This window comes from Paenibacillus sp. FSL k6-2145, assembly GCF_037976585.1.
Taxonomy (GTDB): Bacteria; Bacillota; Bacilli; order Paenibacillales; family Paenibacillaceae; genus Paenibacillus.
Genome location: NZ_CP150267.1, coordinates 4,433,504 through 4,451,724 on the forward strand (window position 1 = coordinate 4,433,504; position 18,221 = coordinate 4,451,724).

At 45.9% G+C, this 18,221-nt stretch carries 16 protein-coding genes; 13 read left to right on the plus strand and 3 right to left on the minus strand.

Annotated features, from left to right (window positions below; all coding sequences use genetic code 11):
* Positions 1–175: 175 nt before the first annotated feature.
* Positions 176–403: a hypothetical protein gene (locus NZ043_RS19780; RefSeq protein WP_047842410.1), complete on the plus strand. Its 228-nt coding sequence runs from the start codon at positions 176–178 to the stop codon at positions 401–403.
* A gap of 117 nt (positions 404–520) precedes the next feature.
* On the opposite strand, the gene NZ043_RS19785 is transcribed toward NZ043_RS19780, so the two are convergent.
* Positions 521–1,636 carry an FAD-dependent monooxygenase gene (locus NZ043_RS19785; protein ID WP_133384259.1) on the minus strand — a complete coding sequence of 372 codons (1,116 nt, stop codon included), beginning with the start codon at positions 1,634–1,636 and terminating at the stop codon, positions 521–523.
* Positions 1,637–1,907: 271 nt separating this feature from the next.
* Between NZ043_RS19785 and NZ043_RS19790 the strand changes: the two genes are divergently transcribed.
* A complete protein-coding gene (locus tag NZ043_RS19790) occupies positions 1,908–2,390 on the plus strand; it encodes a MarR family transcriptional regulator (RefSeq protein ID WP_091032120.1) in 483 nt (160 codons plus the stop codon).
* Between the two features lie 97 nt (positions 2,391–2,487).
* Here NZ043_RS19790 and NZ043_RS19795 read toward each other — a convergent pair whose 3' ends face one another.
* Positions 2,488–2,787: a hypothetical protein gene (locus NZ043_RS19795; protein ID WP_091032117.1), complete on the minus strand. Its 300-nt coding sequence runs from the start codon at positions 2,785–2,787 to the stop codon at positions 2,488–2,490.
* 214 nt (positions 2,788–3,001) lie between these two features.
* Between NZ043_RS19795 and NZ043_RS19800 the strand changes: the two genes are divergently transcribed.
* The 5 genes from NZ043_RS19800 to NZ043_RS19820 all read left to right on the plus strand — a co-directional run bounded on the left by NZ043_RS19800 (position 3,002) and on the right by NZ043_RS19820 (position 7,812).
* The gene (locus NZ043_RS19800; protein ID WP_339309091.1) at positions 3,002–5,026 is read left to right on the plus strand and encodes a Na+/H+ antiporter; all 2,025 of its coding nucleotides are present in this window, start codon (positions 3,002–3,004) and stop codon (positions 5,024–5,026) included.
* Positions 5,027–5,138: 112 nt separating this feature from the next.
* A complete protein-coding gene (locus NZ043_RS19805; protein WP_133384261.1) occupies positions 5,139–6,077 on the plus strand; it encodes an aldo/keto reductase in 939 nt (312 codons plus the stop codon).
* A gap of 66 nt (positions 6,078–6,143) precedes the next feature.
* Positions 6,144–6,932 (plus strand): polysaccharide deacetylase family protein, encoded by a 789-nt coding sequence (locus tag NZ043_RS19810; RefSeq protein ID WP_133384262.1) that lies wholly within the window; start codon positions 6,144–6,146, stop codon positions 6,930–6,932.
* Positions 6,933–7,156: 224 nt separating this feature from the next.
* The gene (locus tag NZ043_RS19815; protein ID WP_026081155.1) at positions 7,157–7,363 is read left to right on the plus strand and encodes a YwbE family protein; all 207 of its coding nucleotides are present in this window, start codon (positions 7,157–7,159) and stop codon (positions 7,361–7,363) included.
* 20 nt (positions 7,364–7,383) lie between these two features.
* A complete protein-coding gene (locus NZ043_RS19820) occupies positions 7,384–7,812 on the plus strand; it encodes a DUF4269 domain-containing protein (RefSeq protein WP_339309092.1) in 429 nt (142 codons plus the stop codon).
* A gap of 376 nt (positions 7,813–8,188) precedes the next feature.
* Here the strand turns inward: NZ043_RS19820 and NZ043_RS19825 are convergent, their stop codons facing one another.
* Complete coding sequence (locus NZ043_RS19825) at positions 8,189–9,631, minus strand: hypothetical protein (protein WP_133384264.1); 1,443 nt, start codon at positions 9,629–9,631, stop codon at positions 8,189–8,191.
* Positions 9,632–10,156: 525 nt separating this feature from the next.
* On the opposite strand from NZ043_RS19825, the gene NZ043_RS19830 reads away from it, so the two are divergent.
* From NZ043_RS19830 to NZ043_RS19855, 6 genes are all read left to right on the plus strand, one after another.
* Positions 10,157–11,956 (plus strand): sensor histidine kinase, encoded by a 1,800-nt coding sequence (locus NZ043_RS19830; RefSeq protein WP_133384265.1) that lies wholly within the window; start codon positions 10,157–10,159, stop codon positions 11,954–11,956.
* Entirely contained in the window at positions 11,931–13,544 is a 1,614-nt protein-coding gene (locus tag NZ043_RS19835) for a helix-turn-helix domain-containing protein (RefSeq protein WP_165980140.1), read from the plus strand. The genes NZ043_RS19830 and NZ043_RS19835 overlap by 26 nt, the downstream gene beginning before the upstream one ends.
* Positions 13,545–13,729: 185 nt before the next feature.
* Positions 13,730–14,716: an ABC transporter permease subunit gene (locus tag NZ043_RS19840; protein WP_076208980.1), complete on the plus strand. Its 987-nt coding sequence runs from the start codon at positions 13,730–13,732 to the stop codon at positions 14,714–14,716.
* A 17-nt stretch (positions 14,717–14,733) separates the two neighbouring features.
* Positions 14,734–15,642 (plus strand): carbohydrate ABC transporter permease, encoded by a 909-nt coding sequence (locus NZ043_RS19845; RefSeq protein WP_017689303.1) that lies wholly within the window; start codon positions 14,734–14,736, stop codon positions 15,640–15,642.
* Positions 15,643–15,775: 133 nt separating this feature from the next.
* Complete coding sequence (locus NZ043_RS19850) at positions 15,776–17,305, plus strand: ABC transporter substrate-binding protein (protein WP_036609560.1); 1,530 nt, start codon at positions 15,776–15,778, stop codon at positions 17,303–17,305.
* A gap of 180 nt (positions 17,306–17,485) precedes the next feature.
* Positions 17,486–18,184: a hypothetical protein gene (locus NZ043_RS19855; protein WP_091032095.1), complete on the plus strand. Its 699-nt coding sequence runs from the start codon at positions 17,486–17,488 to the stop codon at positions 18,182–18,184.
* The last annotated feature ends 37 nt before the right edge of the window (positions 18,185–18,221 follow it).

Below are 18,221 nucleotides of genomic sequence, written 5' to 3' on the forward strand. Positions count from 1 at the left end.
TGGTAATCCTGATCAGGGATGCCACCTTTTTTTGCTTTTGCAGCAGGCGAGTTCATGTCGTTGTGTCAGGTTACCCTGTCCTTAGTCCACAAGCGAAACTTCCAATCGGGTTCACATGTTGGCATATTAAGGTTAGAATGATGGAAAGCAATCGTTTTCAAAAGGAGGTAATTTTATGTCATTTGTCTTTTATCCGGAGATGGTTATATTCATTCTGATGTTGATCCTGCTGATTATTGGTATTGTATATATCGTTCGTAAAAGCAAACAAGTATTGCGCCGCTTAAGCAATCTGGAGAAAGCGGTATATGAAAAAGATAACATCTCATCCTATCCGAAGGACGTTGATACTGTACAAGAAGCACCCAGAGAAGACACGTTTGCTCCACGCAAACGAAAATGAAGAAGGGTACGGAATTACATAAAAAAGATAAACCAACAAGCCAAACAGCCGATTCTTCTCTATGAGGAAGTGATCGGCTGTTTGGGCATATAAACATTTTATCCGTATTAACTGGGTTTAGAGAAAGGATTCATAACGCTGTTGGAAAGAGGATTCCATCTCCACTTGTCGTGCAAGTTGCTGCTGTACCTTTGCACCGCGAATCGTCTGAAGTTCCTGAAGTTGTGCAGTGGAACTGAATTGATCTGCGGCCATTTGGACAAGTAATTCGGCGAGCACATCCGCATCTTCGAGCGCGGCATTAAGTCCAAACGCACCGGTTGGTGTCATGGTATGAGCGGCATCACCGATGAGTACAACATTGTCCTGTGCCCACGACTGGCAATAGCTGCTTTCGACAGATAACAGAACAAAATCACTCCAGCTCTGAATGTTGGAAGCTACAGAATCAGACAGGCAAGGAAAAGCAGATACAAGTTTATCTACAAAAGGAGCAATCGGCTGCTCTCGCAGCTTGGAGTAAGCTCCCTCGGGAATGTTCCATCCAATCTGAACATAACCGCCGAACTGTGAGAACAGTGCGAGCTGTTGACCATCCATGCTGGCCATCCGAACAGCGGGTTCCCAACCTACGGGTGCCGGAATGCGTGCCCAGAGCAGATCATACCCGTGCTTGCGAATCTCCGGGGTCATACCGGAATGTTTGCGTACAGCAGAGTATCTGCCATCAGCACCAACAATAACAGATGCTTGAATGGAGGCAGGAACGCCGTTCTGCCGAATGTTAATACCCACGACCTGGCCGTTTTTGTCTCGTAGCAAGCCAGTCATGATGGTATTAAACAGTACTTGTTCATTGGAGTTGTGCTGCTGAGCGTGCGACACGATGGCTTCCAGGAGATGATCTTGGGGTACATGAATACCAACATGAGATTCTCCATTGCCTGGTGATACCGTATGAATAATCTGCCCATTTTCCCAATACTGAATCTGCTCCAAGAGTAGCGCTCCCCGTTCCTGGATGAGGGAATAGAGGCCGTGTTTATTTAAAATGGCTTCGCCGTCCACATTGAGCAACTCCCCGCGAAACGACTTGTGCAGGTGGGGCTGCCGCTCAATGAGCATCGTGGAGATTCCTTTTTGATTCAGTAAGTAAGAAAGCAAAGCACCACCAGGTCCAGCGCCGACGATACAAACATCCGTTTTGAGTTGAGATTGTATATTCTGATTCATGTGCATAAGTCCCTTACATTATAATGGTGACGCTTTATTTACTTTATAACAACAGATTTATTAAAATCATTAAGTAACTAAAAGTAACTTTAAAGATATAGGTTATTATAAACAAACCCGTTGCCATAATGCAATAGGTGAAACCCGAAATAAAACAAGAGTCTTGCAGTCAACGATAGGGTGTGGGATACAAGCGCATTTTTCACAAACATCACAGTGTAAATATGTTACAATATAAGGTAGGTTATGATGAAAGGCAGGAGGAACGTTTATGAGCCCGGATACGGAGCGAAACTCTCAATTGGCAAATGTAGATCAATTGTTGGAGGCCTTCTTCAGATATAAAAATAAAGTATTGGATCAGCAGCAGAAGACCGAAACCAACTGTAAACTGAATCCGACAAAAAGTCATATATTGGGCATGATTTTACGTGAAAAAAAATGTATGGCGGTTGATGTGGCCAGACAACTCAGTTTGTCTTCCGGCGCAACCACCATTGTACTGAATCAACTGGAGACGGAAGGGTTGATCCAGCGGGTGCGCAGTGAAGAAGATCGGAGAATTGTGTGGCTGTCCTTAACGGATGAAGGCGCGCAGCTTGCCAAGACACTTAATGCGAATCGCGGCCGAATGACGTGGGAATTGTTGCAAGCACTTTCCGAAGAGGAGCAACAGCAGATGTTTGGCATGCTGAAGAAAATTGAACTGAAACTGCTGGAGAACATGAAGTCGTTTGAGCAGATCCACCGGTAGTCCATATATGACTTGATTCCTTGAAGACGTCAGTCCTCATGAGTTCGTCCCTAATTGCGGGGGGATGAACCTTGAAGACTGGCGTTTTTGAGTTGGTTTACAAATGAAAGCGAACCACATGATCCGTTAAGCCTTCCTGGATCAAAACTTCTTTTTGTTTGCTGCCCATCAGGTCAAAGTGGGGAAATGGCTGCCGCCGATGAATGTATCGCGGGTCCAGCCCATGATCGTTGCACCAACGCTCGAGACGTTCCAGATCTGCGCAGCCAACTTTGGTGACACTGGTGATGCCGGGGAATCGGTTGTCAATCCAGAAATGAGTGAGGTACGCGATCTCACCCCGAGCCACTTGTTCCTTCCACGCAGCAAGCTCTTGTCGTTTAATTCCAAATGCCATAGATGCAAGTTCCTTTCCAAACGGGTATTGTCCTGAGCATATTGTAACATCTTATATACAGAATCCATCAGAATTCTTTCATTCAGACTAGTCTGAAACCAGTTGAATGGGTATATGAATATGACAACATTTTTATAATAAAGTATGGATTATGTTAAAATAAACCTATACAACAAAGGTTTCACCACTTCTATAGCGGAAAGGGATTGTCATCATGGAAATATTTATTGCCGTACTTGTGTTACTGGTACTAATTGGTTTATCAAATATTTTAAACCGGTTTGTACCCTTTATTCCCGTTCCGCTCATTCAAATTGTGCTTGGTGTAGCTATAGCTTTGCTTCCCGCAGGTGTTCACCTGCCGTTGAATCCGGAATTGTTCTTTGTACTTTTCATCGCACCTTTGTTATACAACGATGGTAAGCGAACACCAAGGAATGAATTATGGAATCTGCGTGCACCGATACTTCTGCTTGCACTAGGACTTGTATTCGTGACGGTAGTCGTGGCGGGATATGCCATTCACTGGCTGATTCCTTCGATTCCGTTACCTGCTGCTTTTGCTCTTGCAGCCATATTGTCCCCGACAGATGCAGTGGCCGTTGGCGCCATGGCAGGGCGAGTACATTTGCCCAAAGGCATACATAGGCTTCTTGAAGGTGAAGCATTAATGAATGATGCATCTGGCCTCGTGGCCTTCAAATTCGCGATTGCAGCAACAGTTACAGGTGTATTTTCCCTGGCGAATGCAACCTTCAGTTTTATTCTGATTGCGATTGGCGGACTTCTTGTCGGGGCATTGTTATCTTTTCTGTTAATCAGGCTAGGGGTATGGATCCGTAGACTGGGTATGGAAGATGTGACCATTCACATGTTGCTGCAAATCCTGACGCCATTTATCATCTATCTGGTGAGTGAAGAAATTGGGGTATCAGGTATTCTTGCGGTAGTGGCAGGCGGTATTATTCACGCCATTGAGCGTGACCGCGCTGAATCTGTTCAGTTGAAAATGCAGGTGGTATCTGCGAGCACATGGTCAGTCATTTTATTTATACTAAATGGTCTGGTGTTTGTTATTCTGGGTGTACAGGTCCCGGATGTGCTGAGTACCATTTTTGAAAATGTATCGTTTAATAATCTGCAGGTGTTGGGATACGTGGGTTTGATCTCAGTGCTATTGCTGGTTCTGCGCTTTCTCTGGATCTATCTGTTCTGGCAAGGGAATGAATTGTTGCGTACCAAATCCTCAATTGGCCGGCCCAGATTCAAGGATATTACGATCATTTCCCTCTCTGGGGTACGGGGGGCTGTAACATTGGCGGGTGCGTTCTCAATCCCTTATGTGCTTCAGGATGGATCACCTTTCCCTGAACGGGATCTGATTATTTTCCTCGCGGCAGGGGTTATCCTCTTCTCCCTGATTGCGGCGAGTGTGTTTCTTCCGGTTCTGGCCAAGGACGATGGGAAATCCACAGAAGAAACACCGCAGAAGTCAGAACGAAAAGCACATGATATTATGCTCAATGCGGCAATACGAGCTGTCAAATCCGAAATGAACGATGAGAATAAAGCTGCTGCACTCGCAGTTGTCTCCGACTTGTCCAAGTACATCAGACAGGCCGCAGGTCAGCTTACCGCCGGTAAACGCAAAGATATTCAGAAACAAGAAACGGCTATTAACCTGATTGCCACCCGCGCGGAGCGTAAAGAAGTTGAAGTAATGCTGGATGAAAATGCAATTGCTTCTGATGCGGCCTTCAAATGTGACAGCTGGCTGGATCGCAAGGAAATGATGCTGGCGAATCGCACAAACACTCAGTTCATGACTTCGATCAGCGAGATCGGCCGTGTGTTAGGACATCTGTTCACCAACCGGTCCCAGAAGCCGAAGCAACCATTCATGCTTGAGAATGCAGAACTGTTCCGTCAGGTGAAGTTACGCACCTCTGAAGCAGCAATTAAGGGTATTCGTGCCCATATGAACGATGGGAATCGAGTCGTCGCACTGTCGGTCATTGCCAAGTATGAGCGTGTAATTGCCAAATTGCGCACTTGGAACCAGGGTAAAACGGAAGATCCGTTTAATCAGGAGAAATTGGAGTTGCAGATGGTGGCCATTCAGGAACAGCGCAATACGGTTCAGCAACTGTATGAAAACGGCGAAATCACCCGTGATGTGGCTGCGAAACTGCGCCGGTTTATTAACGACGTGGAAGCAACTGCGCTGAAAAACACCTAATCCGATAAATCCGATATTTTAAATATGCTAAATGGTTTGATATAATATGTAACAAGAAACATGCATCATTACAGAAATGTACTTATATCGATCAGTGAAGGAGAGATGAGACATGGCAGAACAACAAATTCGATTGGGCAATACGGATCTGATCGTGAATCCCATTGGATTGGGTGCGAATGCAGTAGGCGGACATAATATCTATCCGGACATGCTGAATGATGAGACGGGTAAGGAAGTGGTTCGTACAGCTTTGAAACAAGGTATTAACTTTGTGGATACGGCATACATCTATGGACCGGAGCATTCCGAACGACTGATTGGTGAAGTACTGAAGGAAACCGGTCAGCGGCAGAATACCATCATTGCAACCAAGGCAGCTCATAAATTAGTGGATGGCAAGATTGTCATGGATAACTCACCTGCTTTTCTGAAAACATCCGTGGATGAGGCGTTGAAACGTCTGCAAACCGATTACATTGATCTGTTCTACATCCACTTTCCGGATGAACATACGCCTAAGGATGAAGCGGTAGATACGTTAAAACAATTAAAAGACGCTGGCAAAATCCGTGCCATTGGCGTATCTAATTTCTCCATTGATCAGTTGCGTGAAGCCAACAAGGACGGGCATGTAGATGTACTGCAATCTGAATATAATCTGTTCAAAAGAGATGCGGAGAAAGAGCTGTTGCCGTATACGGCTGAGCATAACATTTCTTTTGTTCCTTACTTCCCTCTGGCAGCGGGACTGCTTGGCGGGAAATATAATCGTGATACAACCTTTCAGGATGGACGGGCGAAGAACCCGCTGTTTACAGGTGAAGCTTTTATTGAAAATCTCGATAAAGTTGAGCAACTGCGCAGCATAGCACAATCCAAAGATGTTGAGGTTGCTCATCTGGTTTTGGCCTGGTACCTGACTCAGCCTTCGATTGATGCATTGATTCCGGGTGCCAAGCGACCGGAGCAGGTCATTAACAATCTGCAAACATTAAATGTGGAATTAACTGCTGAGGAAATTGCAGTCGTGGATCAGATCTTTCGTTAATGAGTTCGGGTGAATCGGGAAATGCTAACAGGGAGTTTACGTATGAAGACAAAGTGAGGACACCACATGAACCTGAAGGCAGCCCGAGTCATCGGAATGTTCACGCTAATTATTTTGCTGGGTAGCAGTTCTGCCTATGCGAAGCCTGTACAGAAGAACCGTCAGTATTATGAGGAACGAGGAGAGATTGTGTGGGAAGTTCCCACACAGGATAAACTCATCGCCCTTACCTTTGATGATGGACCAGATCCGATTCAGACTCCGCAGATTCTGGCTTTGTTACAGCAGTATCATGCTAAAGGAACTTTTTTTGTACTTGGCAAGTGGGCAGATAAATTTCCTGAACTGATTAAGCAGGAACAGCTCGAAGGGCATGAAATCGCCAATCATACCTATGCGCACACGTATGCAGTTCGATCTACTAGTGCGGACAAGTACATGAAGGATATGAACGAAGCAGAAAGTTCCATCATTGAAGCAGGTGCAGAGCGTCCCCTGTTGTTCAGGCCACCGGGCGGTTATTACAATGACATGGTCATCCAGGCTGCCAAACAAAAAGGGTATACCATTGTACTCTGGTCTTGGCATCAGGATACACGGGACTGGGCTTCTCCAGGTGTATCGGCTATCGTTAAAAAAGTACTGAATAACGCACGAAATGGGGATATTGTACTCTTTCACGATAAGGTGGAAGGCAAGTCCCATACGGTAGCTGCACTCAAAACAATTCTGCCGAAGTTACAGCAGCAAGGATACCAATTCGTGACGGTGTCTGAACTGCTTGCTGTGAAGGCACGCGAAGCTGCGAAGAACAACACTTCACCTTCGTCAATATTGGAGCACGTGCAACCCTAAGCATGGTAATCCAATTTAGAAACCGTAAGTCTCAGATGAAGAGACCTGCGGTTTCTTTATCTTGGTCTCCATGTGTCCCATATAAAACGTTGAACCAGGCGTAGGAGGTTATTGCCGCGTCCCTTTTGTTTTGAAACCAAAACGTCTACAATAGATGGAGCTTTGTGTTTAAGGGTTATATAGTATACAAGATATGAATTACGACATAGAGGAGAGTGAATATGATGAATGGACAACAACGTGTAAATATTAAGCCAGGTCTGGAAGTGGACATTGTGCTGAAGCAGGATCAAGCTACAGGTAAGCTGACACGTGGCATTGTAAAGGATCTGTTAACCAAGTCACCTACGCATCCACACGGAATCAAAGTACGACTGACGAGCGGTCAAGTGGGACGTGTGAAACAGGTCATTACAGGCGGCTCGAACTAACTGTGGTCCAAGGCGGGGAGATGAGTACTACCGCAGAAGTAATGGCACATCTGGCTTCGGGTAATGCACGTCAGCAGGACGCATATCATGTGTTACAGAGCAGTGGATTGCTCGAGATATTAGCTGACTATCACCCATATCCAGCAGGAACGGTACCAATTGATATTGATATTCCGGGCAGTGATCTGGATCTGCTGTGTTATGCAGAGGATCTGGATGTGTTTGAAGCCGAGATATACAATCGAATCGGAGCCATTGCTGAATTTCAATGTGTACGTGGTGGGGATCTTCCAGACCAACGTCCTTATGTGACTTGTAATTTGCAAGTGGGACATTGGTCTGTGGAGATTTTTGCCCAATCCGTGCCAGTTTACAGGCAGAATGCATACCTACATATGATCGTAGAGTGGAGATTGTTGCAACTGTTGGGGAGACGCGGGACACCGTGAGATCCGCAGACTGAAACAGGCAGGGTGGAAGACGGAGCCTGCTTTTGCTTCTGTACTTGGATTACAGGGAGATCCATATGTGGACATGCTGCATCTGGCAGAGATGAAACGTGAAAATCTCTGGAACTGGGCGCGTTCACGCACGTCTTTTTAAAATGTCTATTTGAGATGAACTAATCATTTACACGATAACGGAGAGGACAGAAAAAACCTGAAAAAGCAAAGCGGTAGCCTAAAAGCTTTCTGAAAGAAAGCTGCATCGGAAGCATACGCTATTACCGGATTTCCCCTTGAGAAAGGGGATCAAAAAAATCTGGGAATAACAGCGATTGGAAGGTGCTTCTGTCATCGTAGTGTCAGTGTAAATAACCTTTGGTCAGATCAGAAAGATGGCTACAATTGTTGTTACCGTGAGTCCCAGCAGTACAGGCTTCAGGTTGCGTCTTGCAAGTTCAAAAGGATTGACTCCGCAGATTGCAGCAGCAGGAATCAATGCCCATGGAATCAAAGTCCCACCACCCACCCATATAGCTGCAACCTGACCGAGTGCTGTCAGCACAGGTGCGGAATCTGCCGATCCTGCAAACATGGACGCAATCGAGCCAACCAGGGATATCCCCGAGAACCCCGAACCATCCATTCCGGTCACTGCTCCAGTTACCGTCATTGTAATGGCTCCCACCGTATCATTCAATGGCACCAGTCCAGCAAGTGCAACCCCGAGATCATTCACAATCCCGTGTGAACCTTCAGGAAGAGGGTTGATGAACAACTCCGTAATCGCAGCATCTCCCAGATAAAAAAATGCGGCTATGGGAATAACCGGTCCAAACACCTTGAAACCAAACTGAAATCCTTCTATTAAATAACTGGTCGTTTCCTCTGGTCCCGCATGTCGATGTGCGGCAAGGGTAACAGCGATCAGTATAACCACAGCAGTTCCGCCAATCAGAGCTGTTGCGTCGCCGCCTTGCAACTTCAATACAAACATCAGAATCACATCAACTGCGAATAACAGAGGGATAAGCAGAGCGAACGTCTTTTGCAAACGGGGCGACATGACTTGACGTTGAACAGGCTGATCAGTGGGTAGGGAGGTGGACACAGCCTCTGATGAGGAAGAAGGTTCCGTGGTCACGGTACCTGATATAAAATTTGGGGAATGAACAGGTGCGCCTGATTTCATCTCTTTGCGCAGCATCCAGAAGGCTGTAAGTGTAGATACCGTTCCCATGACAATGACCAGAGGTATGCTGGCCGTCATGACGGAAGTAACCGGTATACCCGCCGCATCAGCTGTAAGTTTGGGAGCCCCCTGAATAATGTAATCTCCCGACAGTGCAATCCCATGTCCGAACAGGTTCATGGCAATGGCGGCTCCAATCGGGGGAAGACCTACACGCACGGCTACAGGAAGGAGTACTGCACCGACGAGTGCTACGGCCGGGGATGGCCAGAAAAATAGTGATACGACCATCATGATCAATCCGATACCCCAATACGCGACCTGAGGAGAACGGATAAACCGGGTGACAGGTGTTACCATGACCTCATTAATGCCTGTTCTGATCAGAACACGGCTCATTGCCACAATAATCGAGATGATGAAAATCGTACTTAACAATTCTTTTGTTGCATAGATAAAACTGCTGAAGATCCCAGCAACTGACCCGCTTAAGGTTTCTGTTGCCAGAAGTCCAATGGTCATAATACCTGCGACACAGATGATGGTGGTGTCCCTGCGCCGGATCATTACGGCAATGATCAAGACGATAAATGCCAGATAGACATAGTGTAACGCAGTGAGTTGAATATTCATCGAACAGGCCTCCCTACATCCTGGTGACTAACCCGAGGAGTGATATATCGTATGCATGTCAAGATCGGGCGTTCGTGGAGTCCGGGGCTTGCCGCAGCATTTATTTTTAGGGAGAAGCTTCTGAGCTATAAATGAAGGATTTATTTTACAACTGGAGAATTTATTACAACATGAAGCTTGTTACTCTTGAAATCGGAGCGGATGAAAGTCACCAGAATTGATATGTGAAGGTCACGCGACCCCATAGACAGTGGCAAGCAGGGGTGATTACAATAAACATGCCATCATAAGGAAGAAAATAGAAAAAACTATGTTGAAATAAAGTGTGTGTTCAAAAAGTCTGGTTTTCAGTACCGAGAAGATGGAATGAAGTTAGAAATGGAGTAGCGGAGCGTAGGGAAACTACGTGAGCAACGGACATTTCGGCTGAATTTCATATTCGAAGCTGATGATGCCGCTAGGCATAATTCGTAATCAAAAGCGGACTTTTTAAACTACCTCTAAAAGGGCGGGAATCCATAATCCATGAGCTTTATCCGTTCACTTCGTTTTAAATTTATAGTGGGCCTTACATTGATCATGCTGCCATTATTCATGCTGCTTTATTACAACAACGTCTACGCCATGAAAGTTGTACGTGACAAAGTATCCCTCACCAATATGAATCATCTCGCCAAGAGTGTGGAGCAGAATGAACGTGTGTTACAGGAGACAAATCGGTATTTATATAGTCTGGGTGAGCGGGACCCGGATATTATCTCTCTGTTTTTTCTGAAATACGGCAGCGGTGATTATATCATTGCAAAGCAACGGATTATGAACAAATTCATGACAGATATCGGTTTTTATAATCTAATCGATTCTTTTTTTCTATATGATGCCGTGAATGATGATCTGCTGCTCGCCACTTCAGGCAATTATGATGTCAAAAAGTCGGTTGTGCAGGAGAGTATGCCAGTCCAGATGCAGCAATTGGAAGGGGATATCCAGAAGCCCGAATGGAGCATCGTGCGAGGCGGGACGTGGAATGCGCTGGTGAAAACGGTGCGAATCAACCAGCAGTTCTATGCAGGTGCACTTGTTGATATGAATGCACTGAATCATACACAACAATTCACTGAATCCGGAGATCGGGGAGGCGCAGTCATTGTTGGAACAGACGGTGGGGCACTATCGGATTCCACATTAAATACTGCACAGATTCAGCTGGCTGCAGCACATCTTCCTGGCCTGAAGAATCCGTATCAGGTTATCTCTGAAGTTGTGAACAAGGGAGAAGCACGTCAATATTTGATGTTGGGTATTGCCTCGGCCATGTCCGAGATGAATTATATCGTGCTGCTGCCTGAGGAAGACATGATGCGTAACCTCCCGTTTTTCCAGCAGATCATTCGTCTGCTTCCCATTGGTGCGGCAGTAATTCTGGTTACTGCACTGATCTTTTTGCGACATCTGTTATTCCGCCCGATGAATGCGTTAATCCGAGGCATGAGAAGGGTCAGCCGTGGAGATCTCGATGTGAAGCTGGAACCGCCATCTTCTTCGGAGCTTGAATTTATGACACGAAGTTTCAATCAAATGACCAGTGAGATCAGGCATCTGAAGATTGATGTGTATGAGGAACAACTGCGGACGCGGGAGGCAGAGTTCAAACAACTGCAGATGCAGATCAATCCTCACTTTTACCTGAATTCACTCAATATTATTCATAGTCTGGCTTCCTTGCAAAAACATGAGTTGGTGCAGCAGATGGCTGGTCATCTGGCCGATTATTTTCGATTCAGTCTGCGTGCAGGCAAACGTGTTATTCGTCTGGATGAAGAGCTCGAGCACATTCGTCATTACTTGGAAATTCAAAAGCTGAGGTTTCCAAGCAGATTCGATTTTGAACTGGATGTTGAGTCGAATCTGGGACATTATGTGATTCCGCCATTAACCATTCAGCCTTTTGTGGAGAATGCCATTATTCATGGATTTCAGCGCCGGACACAAGCCTTTGTCATTCGGATCGTGGCGCGCCTCGGTGAGAAGTCGTCCGGTCAGGACGATGGGACGGTGCTTCAACTGATGATTATGGACAATGGTGTCGGATTTGAAGAGGAATTGTTGGGGCGTCTGCAACATGGACAATACGCTGAAGACCCGAGTGGACAGCATATCGGTATATGGAACGTGGCTCATCGGCTTTTAGTAAAGTATGGTGATCAAGCCAGTTTGCAGTTTGGCAATGAGGTGGATCATGGCGCCAAAGTCATCATTGATTTACCCGCTCAGACTGAAGAGGAAGAAGGGGGAGCCTATGCGGAACCTGTTGATCGTGGATGATGAAGTGTATGCATTACAAGCAATGGTGGAAGGAGTCGATTGGCAAGCAGCAGGCATTGACCAGATATACAGTGCTGGTGATGCCGAAGAGGCAAGAAAGATTTTAAGGGCAAATGCTATCGATATTATGATCTGTGATATCGAGATGCCTGGTGAAACAGGGCTTGACCTGCAAAGCTGGGTGTTAAAACATGATCCAGGCATACTGACCATTTTCCTGACAGGGCATGCTTTATTCGATTATGCTCAGACAGCCATTAAGCTAAGCAGCTTTGATTATGTGTTGAAGCCGGCTCCAGCGGATCAATTGATTAAGGTAGTAACTCAGGCAGTGGAAAAGATCAAGGATGGAGAGCAGCGTACCCGTACCAACGAAGTTTATGAGACCGTATACAAACGCTGGAAAACCCATAAACCGCTACTGACGGAACGCTTCTGGAAGGATGCCATCTCTCAGCGTATCACGTTAACCGAACAACGGTTGCAAGAGCTCGCAGAACTGTATGGTGCCGAGATTGATCCGCAGGCTCGTGTGTTACCCATTGTGATCTCGGTAGAGGAATGGGTGCGTGATTTTGATTTGCGTGACGAAGAGGTATTGGAATATGCCCTTCGTAATGCAGCCAAAGAGATGCTGCTAGGCGACAAGCCCGGTGAGGTGTTCCAGGATCAAAGTGGATTAAATATTGTGCTTGCTTACGAGCAAGATGGCATCATCCCGAGTGCGAGCGAAGTGGCACAACGTTGTCAGGGGTATATTCAGGAATGTGGTACGTATTTCTACTGTCGGTTGTCCTGTTATGTTGGTGCCCCGGTTGCTGTAACTGAACTGCAAGGCATGTTGAATGAACTGATGGATATGGAACGGCGTAATATTAAGGAGCTTGAAGAAGTTTTTGTCTATGATGAGCGGGGAAGAGATCAGGAAGATCGCTTTTTGCCTATTCCATGGTTTTCGGAATTATCTATTCTTTTTGAGACGGGTAAAGTGGGGGATTTGCGAGAACGTGTGGATGAGATTTTTGAGTTGCTTGCAGCACAGGAGGGTTTGTCTCCTGAAATGCTTCATCTCTACTATCATGCCATGCTGCATGTGGTCTATCCGTTGCTTCATCAGAAAAACGTATCAATACGCAGTCTTTATCCGGGTGAACGGGAGCCGGAAGAGGGTATGGTGACAAGGTCGTTGCCGCAGTTGAAGCAATGGACGTCTGATCTGATTGATCGTGTTATCCCGGTGTTGTATCCGGACGATCATAGCACCATGACCATTGTGGATCAGTTGTGCGTTTATATTGAAACTCATATTGGTGAAGAACTTATGCGAGAGGAGCTTGCAGCTTTTGCCGGATTCAATCCCGCTTATCTATCACGTCTGTTTCGGAAAGAGAAGGGGATGTCCCTATCTGAGTTTATCCTGCAGGGCAGAGTAGCCAAAGCGAAGACATTGTTGTCCCAGTCCACCGTTAAAGTGACGGATATCGCTGGCAAGGTGGGGTACTACAATTACTCGCATTTCACCAAAATGTTCAAAAAGTGCACGGGTATAACGCCACAGGAGTTTCGAAAACAGTCACGTACCGTATAGTTCAGGGCGCAGCATGCTGCGCCTTTTGTTTTGTTTAATTTGGCACTAAAGTCATAATTTGATAAGTCAACAGGTCACCACAGCAGATAGAGGTCTTACTCGCCCCGCCGTATACTTGAACCACAGGAGCCGCAACGGAGCTTCATCCTGAGGAAGAATTCAAGAGGAGTGAGGGAGAACAAGTTATGAAGACACAACCCCAGGCGGGTAAGGGAGTACGGATATCGGAAATACCGGGAGAAACAGTCCGAAAGCGCAAGTCTGTGTGGCACAATCTTGGCAAATTCAAGGTGCTGTATCTCATGTTCTTGCCAGGTGTCCTGTTTCTGCTGGTGAACAACTACATGCCGATGTTCGGCGTTCTGATCGCATTCAAAAATGTAAACTATGCTGATGGTATTTGGGGTAGCCCATGGAGTGGATGGGACAATTTTAAATATTTGTTCTCAACCAGTGATGCATGGGAAATTACCCGAAATACACTCGCGTATAACACGGTGTTCATTGCACTGAATCTCTTTGTAGGTGTCGGGCTTGCTATTCTGCTCAATGAAGTGAAGAACAAGGCAATGTCCAAGTTATATCAATCACTTATGTTATTGCCGTATTTCCTGTCCATGATTGTGGTCAGTTATCTGGTACTGGCTTTCCTGGGCAAGGATTCAGGCTTCATGAACTCAACGATTCTGCAGATGTTCGGCGGTCAGCCGATCGACTGGTATTCAGAGCCAAAGTATTGGCCGTATATTTTGCCACTGGTGAACACATGGAAGAATATTGGATATTATGCCGTCATTTATCTGGCAGCTGTCGTGGGTATCGATGAAGAATATTATGAAGCAGCTGTGCTCGATGGAGCAACCAAATGGCATCAGATACGCTTCATTACCATTCCGTTTCTCGTCCCATTAATCGTCATTATGACGTTATTGCAAATTGGCCGTATATTCTATGCAGACTTCAGTCTGTTCTATCAGGTTCCACTGGAATCGGGAGCGCTGTTCCCTGTAACAAATGTACTGGATACCTACGTATATCGTACGTTCCTTATCGGTGGAGATATCGGGATGTCATCAGCAGCCGGTCTATATCAAGCAATCGTTGGATTTGTGCTTGTTCTTGTATCCAATACCATCGTAAGGCGAATTGATAAAGATAATGCATTATTTTGAGAGGAGGCAAGTCAGCTGTGAAATCACGTGATCCACTAGCCGTATCGAAGCGTTCCGCATCCGTTATTCATGCGATGTTTCTATTTTATGCCATTGCCTGTATCGTGCCGATCCTGCTTGTCTTCGCCATCTCATTTTCGGACGAGACAACAGTAATTGCCAATGGTTATAAGCTTATTCCAGAGAAATTCAGCCTGACGGCTTATGAGTTTCTGTTCAGAGATATGGATCAGATCATTCACTCGTATGGTATATCCTTTATCGTTACCGTTGTAGGTACCATTACAAGCGTTGCGCTGACCGCATTGTATGCGTATCCGCTCTCACGGAGAGATCTGCCTTACCGGGGCTGGTTCGCCTTTTTCATCTTCTTCACGATGTTGTTCAATGGGGGGCTGGTACCTTGGTACCTGGTCTATGTCAACGTATTGGATCTGAAAAACTCCCTACTGGCACTCATTATGCCGCTACTGCTATCCCCATTCTTTGTACTGGTCATGCGTACATTCTTCGCGAACTCCATTCCGGTGTCTATTCTGGAATCGGCTCGGATTGATGGTGCGGGAGAATTGAGAACGTTTGCACGTATCGTGCTTCCGCTCTCTCTTCCCGTAATGGCAACCGTCGCGTTGTTCAGTACATTGAATTACTGGAATGACTGGTACCTTAGCATGATTTTTATATCAGATAACCGGACGATCAGCCTTCAGTACCTTATGTACCGGACGCTGCTCGATATTCAATATTTAACAACCAACTCCAACGTCTCTTCACAGATTTCGTCGCAGGGTGGATTGCTCAATCTGCCTAACAAAACTCTGCAAATGGCGATGGCTGTGGTCGGTATTGGTCCAATTGTACTGGCATATCCGTTCTTCCAGCGTTATTTCATCAAAGGTCTTACGGTTGGCGCTGTGAAGGGATAACTCTGAACCGGTTAGCGGAGTGGGCAAGGTAAATGAAGATGGACTGAAAGGGCATATACAGAAGTAGTTATCGGTTTAATTGTGAATTGGGGAATTCGGTTGTATGGTTCAACACATGACAGGAGGGGTTCAATTGGTTAGATCATTAAAGGTATGGTCACGCATGATGGCAACGGTTATGGCGCTGAGCCTGGTGCTGGCTGCTTGTTCATCAGACAAGGGTGGAACAACAACACCTGGCGCAGAAGGCGGAGGAGCAAGTGAAGGTGGGGGCAAACCCTATGAAGTGACACTGTTCTACCCAGGGACACCACAGAAGGATGTCGCTCTGGTGGAAGCCGAGATTAACAAAAAGATGGAACCGAAGATCGGAGCCACGCTTAAGATCAATGCAATTGACTGGGGACAGTGGGATAACAAGCTGAATCTCATGATTTCCTCAGGTGAAAAATCAGACATCATCTTCACAGCAGCTTGGCAGAACTACACGGTGAATGTGGCTAAAGGCGCATTCTTGCCCTTGAATGATCTGCTTGATGCACATGGTCAGGATATTAAGAAAAACCTGGACCCTGCCTTTCTGGAAGGTTCCCAGGTGGACGGCGTGAATTATGGCGTTCCTACGAATAAGGAACTCGCTGCCACACGTGGTGTGTTGGTACGTAAAGATCTGGCTGACAAGTATAAGCTGGACCTGACAGCTGTAAAGACATGGGCTGATCTGGAGCCCCTGCTCAAAACAATTAAGGAAAACGAGCCAGCCATCACACCATTCTATATGTCCAATACCAACGGTAACGGGCTGTTGGAGAATCTGGATTGGGATTATCTCGGTGATGCTTCCGTACCTGGAGTCATCTCCAAAACAGCAGGCGGAACAACGGTGCTGAATGAAGTGGAGACCCCTGAATTCAAAGAAGCAGCTGAACTCGCTCGCAAGTGGTATCAAGCGGGATATATCAACAGTGATGCTGCTACTTCTAATGTGTTCCCGAAAGACCAGGCGAAGGCTGGAAAAGCGTTTCTCTGGACAGATGGCATGAAGCCAGGCAAGGATAAAGAAGAAGAAGGGTATGTGGGTTTCCCACTTACTCAGATTGAGATGACACAGCCGACAATCACGACGGGTGATGCGTCTGGAGCGATGCTTGCAATCTCCCGTTCTTCCGAGCAACCGGAGAAAGCGATGCAGGTCATTAACCTGCTGCATTCCGACAAGGAAATTAACAACTTGCTGAACTTCGGAATTGAAGGTACACATTATGTGAAAAAAGACGGACAGGATAATATCATTGCTCTCCCTGATGGCGTAGATGCCAACAGTCGTACCTATAACCCAGGTGCCCAATGGCAGCTTGGTAACCAGTTCCTGAACTTCCTCTGGGATAATGAAGATCCACAGAAATGGGAGAAGTTCAAAGAATTTAACGCCAAAGGTGTCAAGTCTCCAGCACTGGGCTTTACATTCAACAGCCAATCTGTCAAAAATGAAATTGCTGCGGTCAACAACGTGAACAAACAGTTCAAGCCGGGTATGACATCGGGTGCCGTTGATCCAAATGAGATGATTCCGAAATATCTGGAGAAATTGAAAGCAGCAGGAATTGATAAAATTATTGCAGCCAAACAGGAACAACTCGATGCATTCTTGTCTAAGCAATAAATGATCGTCAGCCATGACAGAGAGACCTGTGTTACTACAAGCTCTTGTCAGCGGTGAAAATGGAGGACGTTTTCGGTAAACAACCGAAGGCGTTCTTTTTATGTTGTTTTTTGATTTGGATTGTTAATCATAAATAGGAAAAATATGATATAATAAGGTGGTTGATTAGGGGGTGTTCGTGTGTCGAGAACCAGACTTGTGTTCTCAGGGGCTTTATTGCTATTTGCTATCATCTTTACATTTAACCATCATCTTGGTTTTTCTGTTGGGGATACCATGCTGTCAGCAATAGGTATATCACCGTATACTACGTCTTATTTAAGTGGTGTACATATCACACTTTTCCTTGGATTGGGGATCTTCGCTTGCGGCTTTTACCTTACACGCAAAGAAATCGGGAAATCATCCCCCGGTCTTGCAAAAGGGTTATGGATCGTAGTTATCGCTATCATTCTCAGTTACTCGTACATGACGGATAAATTCATGTATGTCGCCAAGTGGGGAGCTACAGGCATTAATGCGGTATCCTATGTACAGAATGCAAGCTCTTGTACCTTTAACGTGCTAAAAACGGGTGAGACCCGAGCAACCTGTGACCTGACACTCAAAAATTACGGCAGAGATTCCGTATCCGCCGTGTTATTGCCTGATCTCGCACGCAGTTATAAGTTTAAGGACGATCCACTATTGGAAGCTTTGCAGTCTGTCCAATTGAGGCCCGTACATGTTGAGATTGAACGTCATGGAACGTTTACAGGTAAGTTGGAGTTTTACGGGAAAGCGGAATCCCCTCTGTTCGTCAATGGAAAACTTATGGATATTGTGTTGGATGTAGGCGTGGATGGAGCGAATACGGTATTTGATTATGATATTCCATAGTTGATATTTTTATAGAAAAAAAGAATAATTACATAAA